Below are 22,164 nucleotides of genomic sequence, written 5' to 3'. Positions count from 1 at the left end.
TTTCAGTTTTTACATTTGTGATGGCAGTATAGCCAATTTATTCACAATTTTATAAAGCAACTTTTTTTTTATGAAAAAAACATTATTAATTTTTTCTTCGTTGCTCTGCTTATTAATTTTTAATAATGCACGGGCACAAGTTTGGGAAGCTGTAGGAAATGCAGCAGGCATCTCAGCAGGCGTTGCAGGGAGGCTGACGCTGATGAATGACTCTCAGGATAATCTCTATGTAGGTTACCATGACGTAACAGTAGTCAAAGGTTCTGTACAAAAGTTCGATGGAACCAATTGGTCTTATGTAGGTAGCCAAGGAATGACAAGTACTGCTGCCGGATATAATTCCTTATCATTAGGTACTGATGGAACTCCCTATTTCTTAAATCAATCTAACTCACCAGAAATTGGTCACCAAGCCAGAGTTTTTCAAAACGGTGCCTGGACTCAATTACCAAATGTTACCAACGCTCAGATCAATTTCAACACCTCTACGATCACATCAAATAATGTACTTTTTGCCGTCAACAATGAGGGTAACGGAACCGTTAAAAGATTTGTAAATGGAGCGTGGGAACAAGTAGGTAATGCTGGTTTCGCAGGAGGTCTCCCTTCATTTGTAGATATGGTTTCTACAACTGACGGCAAGATCTATGTCAGTTTCAATACTGCCGGAAACCTTCACGTTTATGTGAATAACCAAAACGCAGCCGCTACAGATGTTTGGCAGCCGGCTGGAGGAATAGCAAACCTTGCACCTTCACCAACTACTGAAGATTATACTTCTTCAATTGCTGTTGATAAGAACAACAATATTTTCGTTGCATACGCTTCCAACACTGCGGGAGGAAACAAGTTGAATGTCAAAAAATTTGATGGTACAACTTGGACACAGGTAGGTCCTCAAAACTTTTCACCAGGAAGAGTAAAATATACAAGCATTGCTATTGGTTTGGATAATAAAGTGTATGTCGCTGTAAGTAACTGGGAGGATGCTGATATGCTCAGAAACTATGTGATGGGATATGATGCTACGAGTAATACTTGGAGCCAAGTAGGTACCGGATTTGCTTCTCAAGGTCAAGGTACATTCAACTCCCTTGCAGTAAGTAATGCTGGCGATCTTTATTTGGCATTTTCAGATTCCGTACTACAGAAACTATCTGTCAAGAAACTTAATCTTGCAGTCGTAGCACCTACTTCTTTGGAAATAAGTACACAAAATAATGTGCCGCCGACTATCACAGTAGATAAGGGTACCTTGCAATTGAATTCAATTATAAATCCTTCTAATGCCAATCAAAATGTGGTTTGGAGTATTGACAGTGGTAGTACTTTCGCAACAGTGAGTCAGACTGGTTTGATATCTGCAATTGCATCTAATGCAGTTGTAAAGGTCAAAGCAACATCTGCAATAAATTTTGCCGTTTTTGACATCATTGATGTGACGATCACGAATCAGGATAGTCCTGTAGCTGCCACTGCAGTTCAGATCTCAACTTTAAATAATGTCCCGGCAGAAATCTATTCAGTTGGGGGCAATCTGCAATTGCTATCAAAAACTTTACCTGCCGAAGCTGACCAGTATATTACGTGGTCTGTTACACAGGGAGCAAATGTAGCGAGCATAGATGCTAATGGTAAAGTAACTGCTTTATCTGAAGGTTTTGCAATCATCAGAGCTACAGATACCGGTGGTACAGTATATGATGAGATCCGCGTAGATGTCTTTTCAAATGGATGTACACAAGGGAACGCCATTTCAATTGATGGACTTGGATATACCATTAGTCAAGATAGGCTTAGAAGTGCAGATGACTTTATCATTCCTGAAGGAATCCGCTATTCAATGTCAAAACTAAAATTGGTTGTCATTAAATCAGAGACATCACCACTTACATCGTTCGACGTCCGTTTCTTAGAAAATAAGGGTAATGGTCAACCTGGACAAGCGATTTCTACAGTTACGAACATTGTTCCGACTTCACAAAAACGTGTTGGTGATTTTGGTTTTGGTCTGGCGATATTTGAAGTGGAATTGCATTTTCCTGAGCCTGTTGTATTTAACGAAGGGACTTATTGGATCAATCCTATAGCAACTATGCAAGATGAATCTGTGGTTTACTGGGATGTAACTACACAGGGAGGTGTAGGAAATGACTTTTTTCAGGAAAGAAATGATGGTAATGGCTGGGTTGCTGTAGCAAATGGCGGTTTTAATGGATCTTATACAGTGGTAGGTAATTGTACGCCGATGCCACTTGTTGTAAGACCGGTAGCTGGTGCAAGCACTCAGATATTGATTGGACAAACCGTTCAGTTAGAAGCTAAGATCAATGGAACTATTACTACAAATGTTAACTGGACAATCGATAATGGGAACGGAACCGTGTCTGTAAATACCAATGGTTTGGTTACAGGTTTGCTTGCCGGTACTGCCAGAGTTCGTGCAACGGATCCGATTACGGGCAATTATGATACCATTGAAGTTTATGTGTCATATCCTAATGCGTGCGGTCAGGAAGTACCATCGAACAACAGGGAATTTGGCTTTACTGCTGCAAATACAATTGCCGTTGATATAGACGTACCTACAAACACACGTTTCACTATTTACTCAGTATTACCAACAACTATCAATTTTGCAACAAGCTTTACCTTCACATTCCACAAAGACAATAATGGTAAACCGGGAGAAGAGATATTGGTACAGGGGAGTTCAATCGTAGAAGATACAACCGGCGGACAATGGGATGGTCTTCCTTATTGGGGTCATAAATATGAAGTAAAACTGAATCAACCAGTGGTACTTGAGACTGGAAAATATTGGATGGTTATGGACACAGATGCTGTCGGGTATGAAGCATCTTCAAGCACTCTCGGTGAGCCAGCAATGGTATTCAACAATGGAAATTGGACTTCAATCAATCCGGAAAGTGATCTGGTTTATGAATTAAAAGGTACTTGTACATCTATACTTGGTACGAATGAAGTATCTGATAAAGATTTCAATTTCTATCCAAATCCAGTAAAGGATGAATTGAACTTTAATTCTAGTAAAAAAGTAGAAAGTATAGAAATCTTCGGTATGTCTGGGCAAAAAATAAATCAATTAAAGCCTAATGTGACCAATGGAAAAGTTTCTACTCAAAAACTTCCAACTGGTGTTTACATTTTCAAAGCTTCTCTTGAAGATGGTAAGTCGAAAACATTCCGAGTAATCAAAAAATAAAAGATATCTCTTAAAAGTAAAATGAAAGATAGGAAGGCTGTCTAATTATTAGACAGCCTTTTTTTAACAAATTCATCATTACGATATATCCAATTAATTCGCTATATATTTAAAAAATTCATTACCAATAGTATTTATTATAATGAATATAATAATTCGCAACTTTTTTAACTATAATAATTATGAAAAAAACTTTACAAACAATTCTTGTTGCACTGGGAGTGTCTGCAACTGCCCAGGTGGCAGGTACAAAGACCATAGGAACAGACTATCCTACCCTGGCCGCAGCATTTACAGATTTAAATACTAACGGAGTTGCATCCGGAGGCGTTATTATAAATATCCCTTCCGATTACAACGAGACAGCTCCAGTAAGCGGATATCTATTAGGAAGTACTGTTTTGAATGCATCTTTATCGCAAACAAACCAGTTGATCATACAAAAAAGCGGTACAGGCGCCAATCCTCTGTTCACGGGAAATACCGGAACGTCTACAACAGTTGACGCCATCTTCAAATTTTCAGGTGTAGATTATTTGACATTGGACGGCATCGATCTCAAAGAGAATGCAGCAAATACAACTGCTTTAACTTTGAATGAACGAGGATTTGCATTCTATAATCTAACAGGTACGGATGGTTGTAATTACAACACCATCAAAAACAGCAAGATCACATTCCTGAGAAACTTTAACAACACAGCGATCGGGATCTATTTTGCACACCAAACTGCAACAGGCACAGCACTTAACCCTACCTCGGCGGAAGGTACACATAGCTATAACAAGATCTACAGCAATACGATTGAAAAATCATTGGGCTCCGCTGTTATGTTCACCGGTTACAGTTTTGCGCCCTCTCCTTACACACTGTTTGATCAGGGAAATGATATTGGCGGATCTTCCACAGCAACCGGAAATATACTGACGGATATTGGTGGCGTTGCAGGTGGCACCTATGTTACGAACAATTACGGCTTCAACAATACTGCTCAAAATAACTTGAATGTATCCAACAACACCATCAATTTTTCACCGAATGGAAAAGGAACTGTCGGAATATTTGTTTCTGGAACAAACGGCACATTTATTACTAATAACAATACAATTAATGCATTTGGAAATGCAGATAATAATGTAGGGACCCAGCATTATGGAATCTATGCAACTTCTGCCGGAATGAACTTGATAGCAAACAACAACATCATAAAAGTTTCTGTAGCAAGTTTCAATGGAGGAAGTGCCGCGTACGGACTTTATGTTCAGAATGCAAACGGAACCCTCGGCGCTGCTGGTAATGATATTTCAATAAATGGTGTGGATACGGTGCAAGGTTTATATGCCTCTACCACAGGCTCTTTTTCCAACATCACCAATAATATCGTCAGAAATTTATCAACATTTGGTTCCTTTTCCAATGTAAGCGGTATTTATGTGAACGGGACAGCACTTACCACCAATATTTCAAATAATAAGATCAGCGATATTGTCTCGAACGGAAATGGAGGAAATGCCTACGGAGTTTATGTCGGTGGTACAACCGCCAATACAACGACCAACATATTTAATAATCTGATCTCTGATTTAAAAACACCTACTGCAAATGGCACAAGCGTAAGTTTGGCAGGAATCAACCTTGCTGCAACTGGAGCAAATTCTAAATTGAATGTCTATTACAACACAGTGAATTTAAATGCCGTATCGACTGGTGCAAATTTCAGTTCCACAGGAATACTGCATGCCTATAACGTCAATGCAACCAATGGCGCTCTTAGCCTCAGAAACAACATCATTGTTAATACTTCCACTCCAAATGGAACAGGTACTGCAAGCGCCTTCAGAAGAAGTTCCGCAGTTAATTTGGAAAATTATGCAATGACATCCGACAACAATGATTTTGCAGTTGGCGCAACAGGTTTTGTTTATTTCAATGGAACTACAAAGTACAACCTGGAAGATTTCAAAACTTTAGTATCAACCCGTGAAACAAATTCTATCAGTTTGTTACCACAGTTTATCTCAGTTTCAGGAACAGATGCAGATTTCCTTAAAATCAACGGAAGCGCACAGGCCAACGAACTTCTGGATAATAAAGGCAGTAGTATCGACGGTTATACAATAGACTTTATCGGCACAACAAGGAATACTGCAACGCCGGATTTGGGAGCGTACGAATTCACTTATGCTGCGCCGACAGTTGCACCAGATTGTACGACGGTCACAGTCCCTTCCAACGCATCAACCAGTGTAGTACCTAATCCTGTAACCATCAACTGGACAGCAGCCAATAACGCAGTAAATTACAAAGTATACTTAGGAAGCACCGCAGGAGGTTCAGAAGTTGTCAATGGAGCTGTTGTCACAGGCTTATCCTATGTTGCAAACCTGGAAAGGAATAAAACCTATTATCTAAGAGTAGTTTCCAATAACAATATCGGAGATGCGACCGGATGTCAGGAAATCACTTTCTCCACCAGCGATTTTGCATTCTGTACACCGTCATTCCCAACTGTTGAACCTATCACGAATATTAGCTTTGGAGGAATCAATAATTCCAGCAGTGCCATTTTGAATGGAACATCTGGATATCAGGATTTCACCAATATTACCGGACAAGTTAAAGCAGGAACTACTTCAGAATTATCTGTCGCGGGAAAAAGTGATGCCAATGACGGAAAGAAATCCTACTTTGTTGTTTTCGTAGACTGGAATCAGAATGGAAGCCTGAATGATGCTGGCGAAGTGTATTTTGGAGATGGGTCTCTATTCATAGACAATTCAACTGGCGAAGATGGTAAGACAGCTGTAGGAAACATCGCTATTCCTTCCGACGCCAAACTGGGACAAACGAGAATGCGTGTCAAAAAAGAATGGTCATACTCCGCTCCACTATCATCAAGCAATTTTACAAATCCTTGTAACATAGCCAGAAACTTCGGGCAGGCAGAAGATTACACACTTAATGTATTACCAAATGAAACCTTGCAAGTAACTGAGGCTGTTAAATCCAAAATTTCCGTTTATCCAAATCCTTTTTTGGATCATTTGAATGTATCTGATATAAAAAATGTTCAATCGATTTCAGTCTCTGATATGACAGGAAGACAGATAAAAAATATTATACCTTCCCAATCTATTGATCTAGGAAACTTGAGAAGAGGATTATATATTGTGAATATTCAACTGAACGATGGAAGCGTAAAATCTTTCAAGGTTATTAAAAAATAATAGTTTTTAATTGTTTTAATCAGGAGTCCACTCTTAATTGAGTGGGCTTTTTTACAATCATAGCCCAAAAATTTGACTTTCTTAATTAATACTGCAAATGGTAATCACTTTCTTGATATTTTAATAATTTAAAATGGAATTGCTAACTTTATTAGGACCGCACGGCAACAATGATCCTCAAAAAATAAGTCATAAATTTAAAATAAATACCATAGAATATTTTGAGTTCTTAATCAATATATTCCCAATTAACAAAATAAATTAAAAAAATACTTGCGCAATTGAACAGTGTTCAATAAATTTGCAAAGTAATTTTTTATAAATTAAAATCCTGACCATTCAATTGATAATAATCTATATATTGATTGGCTATCTTTAAAAATAGATTAAACTCTTATATATTAATGAGCATAACGGACAGAAAACACAAAGAGAAGCTGGAAATGCGTAAACGTATTTTAAATGGAGCGCGTAAAATCTTCTTAGAGAAAGGTTATGAAAATACAAGTATGCGCAATATAGCCAGCGAAATTGATTACAGTCCAGGTACACTCTATTTTCATTTTAAGGATAAAAGCGAAATATTCCACGAACTTCATAAAGAGGGATTCCGCTTATTACTTGATCAGTTGAAAGTGCTGGACAGCGTTGCAGATCCATTTGAACGTTTAAAAGTGGTAGGTAAGGTTTTTATAAAATTCGCACAAGATAATAAAGATTATTACAACCTGATGTTTCTTGTTGAGGAATCAACATCAAATTCAACTGAAGACGGAGGTTTCCAAATTGCAAAAGAAGCGATCAATCATCTGTCCGGAATTATCAAAGAATGTCAGAATGATGGAAGATTTAAAGATCTGGATACCGAGTATTTTACATTTATGATTCTGTCTTCTGTCCATGGTATATGTGCACTTTTCTGTAAGGACCGTACCGTTAGTTTCGAAAATAAAACAAATGAGGAATTAATGCAAAAGGGCTATGACTGTTTCGTTTCACTTCTAGAAAAAGGATAATCCTTTTTTTTAACTACAAATTGAACACTGTTTAAATTTAATACAATGATTAATAAGAATCAAAAAAAACTATTCCTATTCTGTTGCTTGAGTATTTTTTTATTTTCTCCAACAGAATTGACTCATGCCCAAAGTACACTTGACAATTACATTCAACAAGGCATCGAATCCAACCAAAGCATCAAACAACAGTCTTTTATTCTTGAAAAAAGTATCTATGCTCTTGGAGAAGCTAAAAGTATGTTTCTACCTAACATTGCTTTTTCTACAACGTATACGAAGGCTGACGGTGGGCGTACTATCGACTTTCCGACAGGCGATCTCTTAAATAACGTCTACTCCACTATTAATCAGATGACGGGAAGCAATTCATTCCCGCAGCTTCAGAATCAAAGTATCCTTCTCAATCCGGACAATTTCTATGATGCCAAATTCCGTATTACCCAGCCTATACTGAATGCAGAGCTGAGTTACAATAAAAAGATCAGGTCTAAACAAATCGATCTTCAGAAAACTGAAATACTCCTCTATAAAAGAGAACTGGTAAAGGAAATCAAAACAGCCTACTACAATTACCTTAAGGCGACCAACGCCACAAAGATCTATCAGTCCTATCTCAAGCTGGTCAGCGAAGGAGAAAGAGTCAACAAAAAGCTATTTGACACTGGGAAGATAAACCGGACATCATTGATCAGAAGCCAAAACGAAGTTTCAAAGATCAATGCTTCCATTATTGCCTCACAAAAAACCGAAGAATCAGCGCGGTACTATTTCAATTTCCTTCTCAATCGCCCATTAACAGACAGCATTATGGTTGATGATATTAACACGTTGCCGGATGATTCACAATTGTTCAGTGACAATGTCACCAGGCGGGAAGAACTATCTAAACTTGAGATAGCAAAAAATATCAATAGTGATCTGACAGGTCTTGCTAAGTCTTATCTAATCCCCAAGATCGGAGCCAGTCTGGATTTGGGTTCACAGGGTTTTGACTGGGAATTCAATCAAAAGAACAGATACTATTTGCTAGGCATTTCATTGGAGTGGAACATTTTCTCCTCAGGAAAAAACACCTTCCGGATCAAGCAGTCCATTGCAGAAAATCAAGCCATCATATCTCAAACCGACTATATTCATGAACAGCTTCTTACAGAGTTGAAAGTGCGTCAGGCCAACATGGAAAGCGCGGTCGCACAATATAACGCAGCACAGTCGCAGCTGAAAACGAGCCAAATATACTATAGTGATATGGCAAAATTATACAAGGAAGGAATCACAATCTATATCGAGCTTTTGGACGCTCAAAATCAATGGATAGATGCACAACTAAAATCTAACATTACACTATTTGATACGTGGATAGCCTACACAGCAATTGAACGAGCAAATGCTAGTTTTAACATACAATAATACCCTATGAAAAAAATTCAAACAACATTTATTGCGCTTGCACTCTTATTATTCTCTTGCAGCGAGAAACATCCTGACAAAGATCCAATGGGTCAGCCTGATATCATATCTGTGAAAGTATCATCCCTTTCATCGCAGGAAGTTCCTAACTCCATCCAGACTACAGGACTTGTAAGCACCGAAGACCAAGCCAATTATTCATTTAAAATTGGTGGTGTCATCAGCAGAATATTTGTTAGCGAAGGCCAGTTCTTCCGAAGAGGTCAGCTCCTGGCAACACTTAATACAACTGAAATAGCAGCAGGACTGGCTCAGGCTGATCTCAACGTGGCTAAAGCGCAGCGTGACTACAACAGAGCAAACAGCCTTTATAAAGACAGTGTTTTTTCTCTGGAACAGCTTCAGAATACAAGGACATCGCTTGACGTTGCACAAAAATCAAAACAAGCCACCGCTTTCAACGAGCGGTATGCGAAGATTTACGCTGTTTCGGATGGATTTGTTGCCAGGAAGATTGCCAATGAAGGCGAAATTATCAGTGGTGGAATGCCAGTATTTTTAACTAACTCCACTCAAAAGAGCAACAGCTACCTCTTAAAAGTGGGTGTAACCGACCGTGAATGGGCAGCAATCAAGATGGGACAATCCGCAAAAGTGACACTTGACGGTTATCCTGACCATACATTCGAAGCTACCGTTTTCAGAAAATTACAGGCAGCGGACAGGGAAATAGGATCATTTCAGATTGAACTAAAATTGAGTCTTGACCAGATCATTCCTGCAGTCGGAATGTTTGGAAAAGCCGAAATAAGGACAGAACAGGCTGAGAAATCAATAGTTGTCCCTTACAATGCCATTGTAGAGGCTGATGGAGAACAGGCCTTTATATTTACACCAGCGGGTAACAACAGAGTTAAAAAGGTTCCGGTAAGCATCTTAAAGTTTGACAACAAGAATGTCTTTCTAAAAGAAAAACCTTTAGGAGTTGACAAGATCGTCATTTCGAACAGCGCCTACCTCAACGAACAATCTATCATTAAAATCATCAAGTAATTATGAAGATCACGAATTTCTCTGTTAAAAACTATCAGTTTACGCTTATCATATTTGTCCTGATTGCTGTCGTTGGTGTTCTTACTTTATTTTCGATGCCCAGGTCGGAGGACCCGACAACAGATCCGCCACAATATCTGATCACTGTCATTTATCCGGGTACAAGCCCAAAAGATATGGAGGAGCAGGTTGTAAAGCCTATAGAAAATAAAATTTACGGACTTGAAAATATTGATAAGATATTGACCACTGTTGAAGATGGTGTCGCAGCCATACAGGTTAAGTTCAAATACGGTGTTGATGTCGACAACAAGTACCAGGAAATCTCAACAGAGATCAATGCACTGAAGAACAGTGAACTTCCTAAAGATATATATCTGATCAAAACTGAAAAAATATCTTCTTCGGATGTCAAGATTTTGCAGGTGGCTTTGGTTTCCAATACTGTTTCTGGTAAAACATTACGGGATAAGGCCGATCAGTTAAAAACACAGCTTGAAAAGATTACCAATCTAAAGGAAGTAAAATATGCCGGAATCCCTGAGCAGGAAATAAGAATTGACCTGCAGCTCGATAAATTGGCTCAGCTAAAAATACCATTGAACCTGGTAATGGGAAGCCTTCAAAGTGAAGCTGCCGATATTCCTGGAGGCAGTGTCAATCTTGACAGCAAGGTCTTCAATGTAAAGACAAGCGGAAAATTCAAGAATGTAGAAGACGTTTCCAATACAGTTATCTACAACGCCAACGGCAAGATCGTTTATCTGAAGGATGTGGCAAAAGTCAATTATAAAGACGGCACAGTCAATCATATTACAAGACTCAACGGTAACCGATGTATTCTCGTCACTGCAGCAATGAAAGACAATGTCAACATCAGCAAGGTCAAAGACGAATATGTTCCAATATTGGAGGCATTTAATAAAACACTTCCGGAAAATATCAAGATGGTCAAGAATTTTGATCAGGCAGATATGGTTTCAAAAAGGTTAGGGCATCTAGGTATTGACTTTGCGATAGCAATACTTTTAGTAGTGATCACATTACTGCCTTTAGGATTCAGGGCATCCATTATTGTGATGATCTCGATACCCTTATCACTCGCTTTGGGATTGATCACGATGAATCTTCTAGGTTATTCTCTCAATCAGCTTAGCATTGTTGGATTGGTAGTCGCATTAGGACTTTTAGTTGATGACAGTATTGTGGTGGTTGAAAATATTGAACGCTGGCTCCGTGAAGGCCATTCGAGAAAAGATGCCATCTTGAAAGGAACCAAACAGATTGGAGTCGCTGTAGTGGGATGTACTGCCACTCTGGTCATTGCATTCCTGCCTCTGGCTTTCTTACCCGACATTGCAGGTGAATTTATTCGAAGCCTTCCGATGGCGGTTATGACAAGTGTACTGGCATCAATGCTTGTGGCGTTGACCTTAGTTCCCTTTTTAGGAAGTAAGATCTTAAAGACACATACACATGGGGAAGGTAATTTTTTCCTGAAACATCTACAAAACTTTTTAAGTTACTCATATAAAGGCATTATGCCGGTCGCTTTGAGATGGCCCAAGGTAACAATAGGTATTTCTATCGGGTTGAGTCTTTTGGCGTTCTTTCTATTTTCCCTGGCGGGTTTCAAGCTCTTCCCCACCTCTGAAAAGCCAATGTTTCTGGTAAATATCAAGATGCCGTTACAGGCTGATATTCCTGAAAGCGACCGTGTCACCAAGCTTATTGAAAAAGAACTAAAAAAGGAAAAAGAGATTGCCTATTACACCTCCAATGTAGGTAAAGGGAATCCGCAGATCTACTATAACGTACATCAACAGGACATAAAACCCGATTTTGCCCAAATATTTGTCCAGATGGACGAAGAGGCCGGCCCTGACACAAAAACAGAATTAATAAAAAAGCTTCGAAATAAATTTGCAGATTTTCCCCACGCAAGAATTGAAGTTAAGGATTTTGAACAAGGAACACCAATCGAAGCCAATATTGTAGTGAGAGTGTTCGGAGACAATCAGGATACCTTGAGATCAATTTCTTTTAAAGTTGAAGAGCTTTTACGTAAACATCCCGGTACATTTTACATCAATAATGAACTGAATGTCTATAAATCAGATATTAAAATAAAGATTGATAAGGAAAAGGCAAGAACATTGGGCGTAATGACCAGTGATGTCGACAAGGTTATCCGTATGGCAGTCGCCGGATTAAATGTCGGCGATTATATTGACGACCGTGGTGATTCCAGAAATGTAGTTATTACGTTACCCCGCGAAAAATTTTCAAATTTGGATGCACTTAAAAACTTATATGTCAATAACATTCAAGGGGTGCCTGTACAGATTGACCAGATAGCAACCATCGGCTTTGAGAAATCTCCTACAGCTATCAACCATTTCAATAAATCGCGGTTTGCCAAAGTGACCTCGCTCACAAAGGACGGTGTTCTGGCAAACGACATCCTAAAAGATATAGTTCCACAACTGGATAAAATGAAACTTCCTCAAGGATACTCCTATAAACTTTCAGGAGAAGCAGAATCAGAGGGCGATACTTTGGGAGGGAATTTTCTTTCGGTCATTATCTTAAGTACATTTCTTTTTGTTGCCGTTTTACTCTTGCAGTTTAAGACCTTTAAAGGAATCATTATCGTTCTGTCCATAATCCCGCTTGGAATTTTAGGCGGTGTTGTGTTCTTGCTTCTTACCGGAAATCCAATGTCGTTGGTATCCATAATCGGGTTTATTGGGTTATCAGGAATTCAGGTCAAAAACTCACTGCTACTGGTTGACTTTACCAACCAGTTACGGCTTGAAGGCCACAGCATCGATGAAGCGATAAACATTGCCGGAGAAACGCGTTTCCTGCCTGTGGTGCTAACTTCAATCACTGCAATCTGCGGGCTTCTTCCTATAGCGTTGAATCCAAATCCACTGATCGCACCGTTAGCCATCGTATTGATCGGAGGCTTAATCAGCTCAACCATTTTGTCGAGAATCGTTACACCGGTGATGTACAAATTAATCCCACCGCAGCTGGATGAAAAAATATAATTAATCTAAAGATGGAATTAAAGTTCAGTATTTAACTTCGATGTCTTCACTAAAAAATCATTATCAATACAAGCAAAATATAATATTATGAAAATCAAAAGTGTTACAGTATTTGGATCTGGTGTTTTAGGTGCACAGCCAATGGCAATGGCAGACCTTGTGGGGATGACAACTGCTTACAATGTTACCAATTCTTATGCAGAGCTGACAGATGAGGACATCTGGAAAGAGAGAAGGGATTTTCTTAAACAAAACTTTATAGATCAGAACAAGCTCGGCATTACGACAGGGGAAGGTTTTATACCTACCCAAACCCAGCCTATCAAGATGCCGATTTCCTAAAGTAAAATCTTTAAGATATCTACAGCTAAAATTAAATTTCAGTTTAATACAATAAAACAACATTCAAAATGAAAGAATATATTTTAATCACAGGAGCATCATCCGGCATTGGCTACGAAATGGCATGTCAGCTGGCAGAGAAAGCAACTAACCTCATAATTGTAGCCCGTACAGAAAGTAAACTGCAGCAAATGCAAAAGGAACTGTCAAAAAAATACGGCGTTCTTGTTTATTACTTCGTTGCTGACCTTTCAGATGTTAATGCCGCTACTGAACTGTACGGCAAGATAAAAAAACAAAATTTGCAGGTAAGTCATCTGGTCAATAATGCTGGTGTCGGAAACTATGGTGAGTTTATTGAAACTTCATTGGAGGAAGAGCTGAGCATGATCCAGCTTAACATTTCCAGTCTGGTAGTTTTGACCAAGCTCTTTTCACAAGATATGGTCCTGCGTAAATCTGGCAGAATTATGAACATAGGTTCCGTATTGTCATTTTTACCATTTCCCTACTTCGCTGTTTATTCAGCGACAAAAGCATTTGTGCTGGCATTCAGCGAAACACTCGCCGCCGAGCTCGAAGGTACCGGTGTCATAGTTAGTTCGCTATATCCCGGAACCACAGATACAGCCTTTACAACAAGTGAAATGCAATCTACAAATCTGCACAAAACCAAGCCTATGCATCCGGAGATCGTCGCAGAAGAAGGCATAAAGCATCTCTTACAGGGAAAGGGGAAAAAAGTGGTAGGTTTTCAAAATTGGATCAACTCTAAACTCCCGAACTTTGTGCCTGACAGTATCATGATGAAAATCAAAAAGGGTCTGGCAAGTCAGCAGTAATATTGATTATTAATAAAACAGTTAATCCACATTTGCCTTGGTAATGGGAGTTACAGCAACGGGGATTGTTTCTTTTACGATAGTATCGGTCAACATAGTATTAAACCAACTTTTTGAAGTCGTGGGGTATTGCATAAATTGTTGCTCTGCCAACAATTTTAATCATTTCTCCGTGCAAAAATGGAAATATGAATATAGGATAGATAAAAGAAAGGAAAGAAAGGAAATAATGAAAAAAAAATAAATATATTTCAGTCAATGCTTAACATTTATATGATGAGTATAGCTTCAAATCAATTGAAAAGTTCAGTGTTGTTCTATAAAAAGAATATTCAGCAGCAAATATTTACTCAGTAAATACAATTAAAATGTACAGAATTTATTTAGGTAATGAACAGCGTCAACGGTTCAAACAATTTTTTAGACGACTAGAAATTCCTGCAAATACGATCATTTTGAGAGAAGGTGAAATTGCAGAACAGGCTTACTATATTGAAAGTGGCTGCTTAAGAAGCTGTGTGATAACTGAAGATAAGGATATCACTTTTGAGTTTTTCTTCGAAAATGAAATAGCTTCCATAATTGAAAGTTTTGAAACATGTAATCCAAGTTCATTTACTTTGGAAAGTATTGAACATTGCATCATTCACACTATTTCCAGAGAGGATTTTAAGACTTTAATAGCAACATTAAGAGAGTTAGAGGTTCCAAGGAAAGTTGATGGATATATATTTCGGGCATTGATGCATTATCAAAATTTATTACTTTCAAGAATAAAAGACAGTCCCAAAAAAAGGTATCTAAAATTGCTTAAGCACTACCCAAAAATTTGGGGAAGGGTGCCTAAATATTATATCGCCTCCTACCTAGGAATTGATACTGCCCTGCTTGATGAGATCCATGGACAAATAATAAAATCGTCCAATTAGCAAAATAAACCGGATACAACAATCATAATAAATTTCGAAACAATACTATTAAAACAAGATCCGTTTGGAAAGGTTAAAAAATTAAAATCAATTTGCTTTCAGAATTTTTTTAAAAAACCCATTTGTAATTTCCTATCCATAAAATTAATGAAATCATGAAGAAAATAGATATTGTCGGAGGTGGTTTTTCAGGAACAATGACAGCTGTACAAGTAATTGAAAAATCAGCTTTACCCTTCGAAATCAAAAACAAAGCGAATAAAAATAACTGTTATTGATACCATTGTACGAGATTTGGATGTTTTAGAAGATTCGGTTATTTGTCACTGGACAATAATACAAAACTTGACATTGACCATGGCGGATACTGTTTTGGATTATTGGAACAGAGATTTGATGGGGAAACCTACTCCATTTCTCCTAATGGTTTCAACATTTAAAGCGGATTGAAATATTTCTTGCAGATAAATTTTTATAAAATTTTAATAAGAACCTGGATTTGCGACATTAATCCTCTAAAGCGACAGTTCCTGTTTCGGAATTGAATCCGAATCATTACTGCTTGGGCTTCAATTGCCCTTGCAAAATTAAGGGTTGATGCAGAGATTTACCTGCTTGGCTTTTTATAGAGTTGATTATCAGATAACAGTGAAAAGCTTGCTCCCATAAAGTCATAGCATTACTGTAAATATAGAAAGTTCAATTTTTAAATATTTTTGCCATTGTCATCCTTTTTAACAATTAAAATTTAAAAATGTATGATTTATTATTGTAAGAATTTAGTTAAAGAGCTATTTAAATTATTTTTTAGATAAATTATATTCGTCCTCTTTGTTTTTAAAAGCCCACTTAGCCATGGCGTTCATTACAGGTAATAATCCTTCCCCTGCATTAGTGAGAGTGTAGGTAACGAATGGAGGAATAACTGGTTTTGCTTTCCTTAAGACGAGATTATCAACCTCTAATTGTTTTAAATTTTGTATCAGCATCTTTTCGGTTATATTTGGAATGGCTCTTTTTAGCTCACTGTAACGTTTACATCCGTCCGAGAGATGGTAGATAATAATGGGTTTCCAATATCCTCCAATTTTTTCCATTGCGTAAGTTACAGGGCATATCTCTGATGCTTTCTGCTTATTTTCCTGAATAGTTGATGTTTTTTTAATTGCGGTCATGATAATACACACTTTAGGGTAAGTACTTGTTTATAAGTAAGTACAAATATACCTTTGTTGAAGTCAATTACAAAACAATTAGATATGAAAATTACAATTTCAGGTTCATTGGGAAACATTGGAAAACCTTTAGCCACAAAACTTATTTCATCAGGACATGAGGTAACAATAATTAGCAGCAATAAAGATAGAATTAAAGCTATTGAAACTCTAGGCGCAAAAGCAGCGATTGGCTCAGTAAATGATTCTGATTTCCTAAGTGAGGCCTTCGCAGGAGCTGATGCAGTTTTTGCCATGACTCCCCCTAATATGGGCGGTTCAAATATTATTACGAACACAACAAATGCCGGGAAAGCTTTTTCTACAGCCATTAAAAAAGCTGCAGTAAAACGTGTAGTTATGCTAAGCAGTATTGGTGCAGAGTTACCCTACGGAAATGGTCCTGTTGCAGGCCTCCATAACATTGAAAAAATATATGAAACATTAGAAGAAATTTCGTTGACTTATCTTCGTGCAGGTATTTTTTTCACGAATCTGTATAATGATATTTCAATGATAAAAAGTGCTGGAATTATTGGATCTAACTATCAATCAACTGCTCAAATTCCTTTTTCACATCCTGAAGACATAGCAGGTGCTGCTGTTGAAGAACTGGAAAGAACGACTTTAGGATCAAATATACATTACATAATAAGTGATGTTCGCACACCAGGAGATGTGGCACAAATTTTAGGTCAGGAAATTGGCAAACCGGAACTTCCCTGGATAGAGTTTACAGACGAACAAGCTCTTTATGGAATGCAACAGGCAGGATTGCCTGACGAAATAGCAGAATTATATGTAGAAATGGGATCGAGCATAAGAAATGGAAATCTTTCCGAAGATTTTTTTAATAACCATAATAATGTTGACGGCAAAATTAAACTAGAGGATTTCGCAAAAGAATTTGCAAAGAAATTTTAATATCTTCATTAAGTCTCTCCCGGGAAACCAATATGAAAACTTTTGAATTTGGAGCAATATAAACTTTTGAAAAAAATAATGATGTACCTGTCGATCTTGTTGGTTATAATGTGATGGCAATTAACACAGACCTAAGCAAAGATAATTATCCTCACCTCAAATTTGGCAATAGACTTTCTTGCCTTACGTTCGTCTTGGTCACAAAACCGACATTAGAAGTTATTGCTTCTTTGTCGGTTTTTTTTATTCTAAATACATAGATAATATAATTTCGGAGGCTATTTTGAAGATTTGAATTGCTTACCCAAATATGATGTTACTATATTTTAATTTTCGGGTAATATAAAATAGAATTCACTACCCATACCCAATTCACTTTCGGCGAAAATTTTACCGCCTTGTGCTTCGATGAATTGTTTACTTATCGTTAAGCCCAATCCTGTTCCTTCCTTTCTTGTTCCAGGGATTTTAAAATATCTGTCAAAAACTTTGGAAATATATTGCGGTGGAATCCCCTGCCCTTTATCAGTTACAGAAAATTTTATTTTGCCTTCTGCTTTTTGAACATTAATGTTAATCTCAGAGTTTTCATAAGAATACCGTACGGCATTTGATAAAAGATTATTAAGCACCCAAGATGTTTTTTCAGCATCAGCAAGAACTTTTTCGATACCGTTTTCTACATTAATTTTTAAGAGAATATGCTTTTGCTCTGCTGCCGATCTGTTGGCATTAACAGCGTATTCGATAATTGTCCGGATGTCAGATGATTTTACATTGAGCTGGATAGAACCGCTTTCTATCTGGGTAATATTTAATAATTCTCCAGTGATTTTCAGCAGACGGTCAGAGTCTTCTCTGATGCCGTTTACAAGATTTTTCTGTTCTTCATTCAGGCTTCCTATCCGGTCATTTTCCAAGAGCTGCAGTCCCATCTGGATGGATGAAATCGGTGTTTTGAACTCGTGCGAAACGGTTCCCAGGAAATTGGTTTTGGCCAGATCAAGTTCTTTAAAAGGTGTAATATTCCTCAACATAATCACCTGACCGATAAAACGGCTTTGCTGCTCGCCGGTTGGGGTCACATTGATATCTACGATTTCCTTCTCAAAATAGCTTTCTTTTCCATCTGCATAAATTTTCATTGCTTCTACATTTTTTTCAGCAGCATCGGGCTGAATAATTTCTTTAATGATTTCTCTTATCAGATCATTCGCAACTGCAACATCCTGAATCAGTTTTCCGACAAAATTTTCTTTTTTAAGACCTGTGATTTTCAATGCCTCATCGTTTACAAAGAGGACTTTTTTGTTTTCATCAATACCGATAACAGGATCGTGCATATTATCAATAAGGGTTTCAATGCGTTTTTTTCCCTGTATGATTTTGTTCAGCCTGCTTTCGGAATATTCCTGAAGCTTTTCTGCCATTGTGTTAAATGACATTGCCAAATCTCCGAACTCACTTCTGCTGTCAAACCGGACTCTCTCTTTATAATTCTGATTGGCAATCTGTCTGATGCTTTCCGTAAGACTTTTAATAGGGTTTGCAATGTTGGAAGGCAGATTTACTAGCAGAATAAATGCGATGATAAAGCACAACATTCCGGTTGCCGAGATTGCCATAATTGCGCTTTTCGCCGTGGTATCAGCAATACTGCTTTTATGTTCGATAGCGCTCATATTAATCTGCATCAGTTCGGCAATATCTTTTCTGATTGAAGATTGAAGCGCAGCATTTTCCGGATCTTTTTTCAAGGCTTTAAAATGGATTGAGACATTATCCGTTGCCTCTTTCTCGCCAGGTTCTGTGACGTTTTTTTGCTGTTTTTCCAGATGTTTTTCAAAAACACTGAATGCCAATGGATCAGAATTAATTTCTTCCAAAACCAACAGCATATTTCTGGAATACTGAAGTGTGTTGTAATTGGCTTTCAGGATATTATTAGTATCTTTTTTAAGCTGATTGATATACCAGCTGCTCAAAACCGACAATACAAAGATCATCGTAAAAAGCAGACCAACGCCGATATTAAGTTTCGTTTTGATTTTCATGAAAGAATGACTAAGTCTATATTTTCTTTTGATAATTTGTTAAGCAAAGAATTGAATGTGTCTGTTGCAACAATCACTTTCCAGAGATTAAGATGCGGTTTCCCAATACAAACGGTTGTTATTTTCTGTTCTTCACATTGTTCCATGATCGCTCTTGTGACATTTGCATTTTCTACTTTTATGATCTCTGCTCCCAATTCTGTAGCTAATTTAAAATTATTAATGAGATGTCGCTGCTTGTCAAGTGCAATTTTATCTGCACTTTCTCTCGGGATCTGAACATACAAAAGATACCATTTGCTGTTGTAATAATTCGCCAGTCTTGCTGCTTTCCTGATGACGTTTTTTGCCGTTTTTTCATTGGAACTGATGCAGGCGAGAAATTTTTCTTTTCTGATATTTTTGACCTGTGAAACTTCGGTTTCCACTTTTCTCTGGACCTGTGAAGCTACTTCTTTTAAGGCTAGTTCCCGAAGCTGCAGGATATGATCACTTTTGAAGAAATTATTGAGAGCCGAATTTATTTTTGAGTTTTCATAAATTTTACCAGCTTTCAACCGGTCGATCAATTCTTCGGCTGTCAGATCTATGTTTACAACCTCATCTGCCTGAGCCAGAACACTGTCCGGAATCCTCTCCTTGACTTCGATATTAGTAATATTTTTAACATCATCATTCAGACTTTCAATATGCTGGATATTAACTGCACTGATGACATTAATCCCGGAATCCAGAATCTCCATCACATCCTGCCAGCGTTTTTCGTTTTTGCTGCCTTCGATATTGGTATGAGCGAGTTCGTCCACGATTACGACTTCCGGACGAAGATTGATAACTGCCTGTACGTCCAGCTCATCCAGCTCTTTCCCTTTATAAAATAATTTCCTTCTGGGAATGACAGGTAATCCTTCCAGCAAAGCGTGGGTTTCCTTCCTGTGGTGGGTTTCGATATACCCGATCTTCACATCAATCCCACTTGTTAAAAGTGAATGCGCTTCCTGAAGCATACGATACGTTTTTCCCACACCGGCGCTCATTCCGATGTAGATTTTGAATTTTCCCCGCCTTGATTTTTTTATTAAATTAAGGAAATCCTGTGCAGATTTTTTTTCATCCATAACAGATTATCTATATCAAATTTAGGTAAATCCCTTGTTAAATTTCAACAAGGGATTTGATAATATGGAAACTATTAAAAACTTACGGCAAGTGACGTGACTGCCATAAAATTATTATTTTTGAAATCATTGTCACGATTCAGAAAGATATCATCTTTGCTATTGAGATTTTTCACTTCTGTACGCCAAACCAGATTTGGCAGAATCCAATAATCTGCATTCAAGGAGTATCCAAAAGTCTTGAATCCGTTTTCCGTTCCTGTAGAAATGATGACGCCGTTTTTATCACTGTAATATTCTCCTCTAGCTGCGAAACTTAATTTCTCGGTTACTGCATATTTGGCAATCAAAACCGGAGAATACCAAACGTTGTACTGATCGCTGCCTTTCATTTTTTCTTCTGCCCCAATATCGAATCCTGTGGTCAACGCAAACTTTTTACTAAGCTGGAAAATACCATAAAAATTATGAAAATACCGCATTTGTTTTATACTGTCCGGTTTATCATTTCCAATGAAAGAACTGCTATTAAGTGTGATTTTTTCTGTCGGTTTATAAGTCAATTGATGTCCAAAAGCTACTGTGGAATTCCCATCAACACGCTGGATTCTTTGCCAGCCATTCAAAACCAATCCACTTAGGAACCACTTTCCGTTGTCGCTGGTGTAAGAAATCTTTGCACCACTTTCAAAATAAGGCGAATTATCCGCTAAAATACTTCTCGTCAAAGTCCAGCAATCTTTGCTGATCGCACTTTCAAAACCGATATGTGACGGCAAAATTCCGGCATCTACCCATAGATTTTTTGTCTTCGAAATCTTCACACCAATATTGGCTTCGTAGATATTTTTCAAAACGCCGGGTTCCGCCGCATAATTGGCATTCATATAAGTTCCGGTTGCCAAAGCAAGATTGGCTCTCACTTTTTCATTTTCGTAATTGGCTTTGACTAAACCGAGATTCAGGTTGACCTCATTATTACGGTTGTGACTATAAACAAATGTGGGACGTGTATTATTCTGGGGATTATTAAAATCGAACTGATAATAAACCTCAGCATAACCAGTTATTTTTAAAGGATTTTTATTTTCTTCCTGTGCAGACAAAGTTGCAGATGTTCCCAACATCAAGAATGTAATTAGAGCTATTTTTTTCATTTTTCTTATTCTAAATATTAAAGTTTATTTCAAACCTTCGAGTGCGATATTGATTTTCAAAGTATTGATCTTTTCTGTACCAAATAATCCTAAAAGTGGTTTTTCTGTATTGTTGGCAATCAGTTGCTGAATTTTATCTTCATTAATATTTCTGATCTTGGCAATTCTTTTAACCTGAACTTTTGCTGCATCTACAGAGATATTTGGATCCAATCCACTTCCACTGGCTGTTACCAGATCGGAAGGGATTTCGGCTTTATTGATACCCGGATTGTGTTTGATGAAGTTGTCTATTCTTTCCTGAACAGTTTTCAGATAATCAGGATTTGATGGTCCTTTGTTGCTGCCTGCCGCACCAGCCGCATTATAATCTACAGCGGACGGACGGGACCAGAAATATTGGTCTTCTGTGAATTGTTGTCCGACATTGCTGTAATATTTTTTGCCTTTATAGATGATGTTCTCTCCTTTCCCGCTGTTGGGAGCAAATTGTGCAATCCCGTAAATAAGCAACGTATAAATTCCGGAGAAAAACAGAAGACAAACCAAGGTTATTTTGATTGCCGGTAAAATATGTTTTTTCATTTTTTTGA

16 protein-coding genes are annotated in these 22,164 nt (G+C 37.7%); 11 read left to right on the top strand and 5 right to left on the bottom strand.

The window, feature by feature from the left end; all coding sequences use genetic code 11:
- Positions 1-70 precede the first annotated feature (70 nt).
- The 10 genes from ACFJGY_RS10445 (at position 71) to ACFJGY_RS10400 (ending at position 15,382) form a co-directional block, all read left to right on the top strand.
- Positions 71-3,226: an Ig-like domain-containing protein gene (locus ACFJGY_RS10445; protein ID WP_379963617.1), complete on the top strand. Its 3,156-nt coding sequence runs from the start codon at positions 71-73 to the stop codon at positions 3,224-3,226.
- A 182-nt stretch (positions 3,227-3,408) separates the two neighbouring features.
- Positions 3,409-6,453 (top strand): GEVED domain-containing protein, encoded by a 3,045-nt coding sequence (locus tag ACFJGY_RS10440; RefSeq protein ID WP_379963615.1) that lies wholly within the window; start codon positions 3,409-3,411, stop codon positions 6,451-6,453.
- A 404-nt stretch (positions 6,454-6,857) separates the two neighbouring features.
- Positions 6,858-7,469, top strand: a complete 612-nt coding sequence (locus ACFJGY_RS10435; RefSeq protein WP_379963613.1) for a TetR/AcrR family transcriptional regulator — start codon at positions 6,858-6,860, stop codon at positions 7,467-7,469.
- 87 nt (positions 7,470-7,556) lie between these two features.
- Positions 7,557-8,882 (top strand): TolC family protein, encoded by a 1,326-nt coding sequence (locus ACFJGY_RS10430; protein ID WP_379963611.1) that lies wholly within the window; start codon positions 7,557-7,559, stop codon positions 8,880-8,882.
- Positions 8,883-8,888: 6 nt separating this feature from the next.
- Entirely contained in the window at positions 8,889-9,935 is a 1,047-nt protein-coding gene (locus tag ACFJGY_RS10425; RefSeq protein WP_379963609.1) for an efflux RND transporter periplasmic adaptor subunit, read from the top strand.
- 2 nt (positions 9,936-9,937) lie between these two features.
- A complete protein-coding gene (locus ACFJGY_RS10420; protein ID WP_379963607.1) occupies positions 9,938-12,991 on the top strand; it encodes an efflux RND transporter permease subunit in 3,054 nt (1,017 codons plus the stop codon).
- An 87-nt stretch (positions 12,992-13,078) separates the two neighbouring features.
- Complete coding sequence (locus ACFJGY_RS10415; RefSeq protein ID WP_379963606.1) at positions 13,079-13,333, top strand: 3-hydroxyacyl-CoA dehydrogenase family protein; 255 nt, start codon at positions 13,079-13,081, stop codon at positions 13,331-13,333.
- 68 nt (positions 13,334-13,401) lie between these two features.
- The gene (locus tag ACFJGY_RS10410; protein ID WP_379963604.1) at positions 13,402-14,175 is read left to right on the top strand and encodes an SDR family NAD(P)-dependent oxidoreductase; all 774 of its coding nucleotides are present in this window, start codon (positions 13,402-13,404) and stop codon (positions 14,173-14,175) included.
- A gap of 368 nt (positions 14,176-14,543) precedes the next feature.
- Positions 14,544-15,104: a Crp/Fnr family transcriptional regulator gene (locus ACFJGY_RS10405; RefSeq protein ID WP_379963602.1), complete on the top strand. Its 561-nt coding sequence runs from the start codon at positions 14,544-14,546 to the stop codon at positions 15,102-15,104.
- Positions 15,105-15,259: 155 nt separating this feature from the next.
- Positions 15,260-15,382, top strand: coding sequence for a hypothetical protein (locus tag ACFJGY_RS10400; protein WP_379963600.1), 123 nt, complete (start codon positions 15,260-15,262; stop codon positions 15,380-15,382).
- Positions 15,383-15,904: 522 nt separating this feature from the next.
- Here the strand turns inward: ACFJGY_RS10400 and ACFJGY_RS10395 are convergent.
- Positions 15,905-16,279: a winged helix-turn-helix transcriptional regulator gene (locus ACFJGY_RS10395; protein WP_379963598.1), complete on the bottom strand. Its 375-nt coding sequence runs from the start codon at positions 16,277-16,279 to the stop codon at positions 15,905-15,907.
- A gap of 84 nt (positions 16,280-16,363) precedes the next feature.
- Between ACFJGY_RS10395 and ACFJGY_RS10390 the strand changes: the two genes are divergently transcribed.
- Positions 16,364-17,242 carry an NAD(P)H-binding protein gene (locus ACFJGY_RS10390; RefSeq protein ID WP_379963596.1) on the top strand — a complete coding sequence of 293 codons (879 nt, stop codon included), beginning with the start codon at positions 16,364-16,366 and terminating at the stop codon, positions 17,240-17,242.
- 326 nt (positions 17,243-17,568) lie between these two features.
- On the opposite strand, the gene ACFJGY_RS10385 is transcribed toward ACFJGY_RS10390, so the two are convergent.
- From ACFJGY_RS10385 to ACFJGY_RS10370, 4 genes are all read right to left on the bottom strand, one after another.
- Complete coding sequence (locus tag ACFJGY_RS10385; RefSeq protein ID WP_379963594.1) at positions 17,569-19,296, bottom strand: ATP-binding protein; 1,728 nt, start codon at positions 19,294-19,296, stop codon at positions 17,569-17,571.
- Positions 19,293-20,414, bottom strand: a complete 1,122-nt coding sequence (locus tag ACFJGY_RS10380) for a sensor protein KdpD (RefSeq protein WP_379963592.1) — start codon at positions 20,412-20,414, stop codon at positions 19,293-19,295. The genes ACFJGY_RS10385 and ACFJGY_RS10380 overlap by 4 nt, the downstream gene beginning before the upstream one ends.
- Positions 20,415-20,488: 74 nt before the next feature.
- Positions 20,489-21,571: a porin gene (locus ACFJGY_RS10375; RefSeq protein ID WP_379963590.1), complete on the bottom strand. Its 1,083-nt coding sequence runs from the start codon at positions 21,569-21,571 to the stop codon at positions 20,489-20,491.
- Between the two features lie 24 nt (positions 21,572-21,595).
- A complete protein-coding gene (locus tag ACFJGY_RS10370; protein ID WP_379963588.1) occupies positions 21,596-22,156 on the bottom strand; it encodes a K(+)-transporting ATPase subunit C in 561 nt (186 codons plus the stop codon).
- Positions 22,157-22,164: the final 8 nt, after the last annotated feature.

This window comes from Epilithonimonas sp. UC225_85 (assembly GCF_042695135.1).
Lineage (GTDB): Bacteria > Bacteroidota > Bacteroidia > Flavobacteriales > Weeksellaceae > Epilithonimonas.
Note: the sequence above shows the minus strand (reverse complement) of the source record. Positions and strands in the feature narration are given on the sequence as shown.

Excerpts from the sequence above, each read along its gene's own strand:
- ACFJGY_RS10445 (WP_379963617.1), top strand. The coding sequence starts at position 71 with ATGAAAAAAACATTATTAATTTTTTCTTCGTTGCTCTGCTTATTAATT.
- ACFJGY_RS10440 (WP_379963615.1), top strand. The coding sequence starts at position 3,409 with ATGAAAAAAACTTTACAAACAATTCTTGTTGCACTGGGAGTGTCTGCA.
- ACFJGY_RS10435 (WP_379963613.1), top strand. The coding sequence starts at position 6,858 with ATGAGCATAACGGACAGAAAACACAAAGAGAAGCTGGAAATGCGTAAA.
- ACFJGY_RS10425 (WP_379963609.1), top strand. The coding sequence starts at position 8,889 with ATGAAAAAAATTCAAACAACATTTATTGCGCTTGCACTCTTATTATTC.
- ACFJGY_RS10420 (WP_379963607.1), top strand. The coding sequence starts at position 9,938 with ATGAAGATCACGAATTTCTCTGTTAAAAACTATCAGTTTACGCTTATC.
- ACFJGY_RS10415 (WP_379963606.1), top strand. The coding sequence starts at position 13,079 with ATGAAAATCAAAAGTGTTACAGTATTTGGATCTGGTGTTTTAGGTGCA.
- ACFJGY_RS10410 (WP_379963604.1), top strand. The coding sequence starts at position 13,402 with ATGAAAGAATATATTTTAATCACAGGAGCATCATCCGGCATTGGCTAC.
- ACFJGY_RS10405 (WP_379963602.1), top strand. The coding sequence starts at position 14,544 with ATGTACAGAATTTATTTAGGTAATGAACAGCGTCAACGGTTCAAACAA.
- ACFJGY_RS10400 (WP_379963600.1), top strand. The coding sequence starts at position 15,260 with ATGAAGAAAATAGATATTGTCGGAGGTGGTTTTTCAGGAACAATGACA.
- ACFJGY_RS10395 (WP_379963598.1), bottom strand. The coding sequence starts at position 16,279 with ATGACCGCAATTAAAAAAACATCAACTATTCAGGAAAATAAGCAGAAA.
- ACFJGY_RS10390 (WP_379963596.1), top strand. The coding sequence starts at position 16,364 with ATGAAAATTACAATTTCAGGTTCATTGGGAAACATTGGAAAACCTTTA.
- ACFJGY_RS10385 (WP_379963594.1), bottom strand. The coding sequence starts at position 19,296 with ATGAAAATCAAAACGAAACTTAATATCGGCGTTGGTCTGCTTTTTACG.
- ACFJGY_RS10380 (WP_379963592.1), bottom strand. The coding sequence starts at position 20,414 with ATGGATGAAAAAAAATCTGCACAGGATTTCCTTAATTTAATAAAAAAA.
- ACFJGY_RS10375 (WP_379963590.1), bottom strand. The coding sequence starts at position 21,571 with ATGAAAAAAATAGCTCTAATTACATTCTTGATGTTGGGAACATCTGCA.
- ACFJGY_RS10370 (WP_379963588.1), bottom strand. The coding sequence starts at position 22,156 with ATGAAAAAACATATTTTACCGGCAATCAAAATAACCTTGGTTTGTCTT.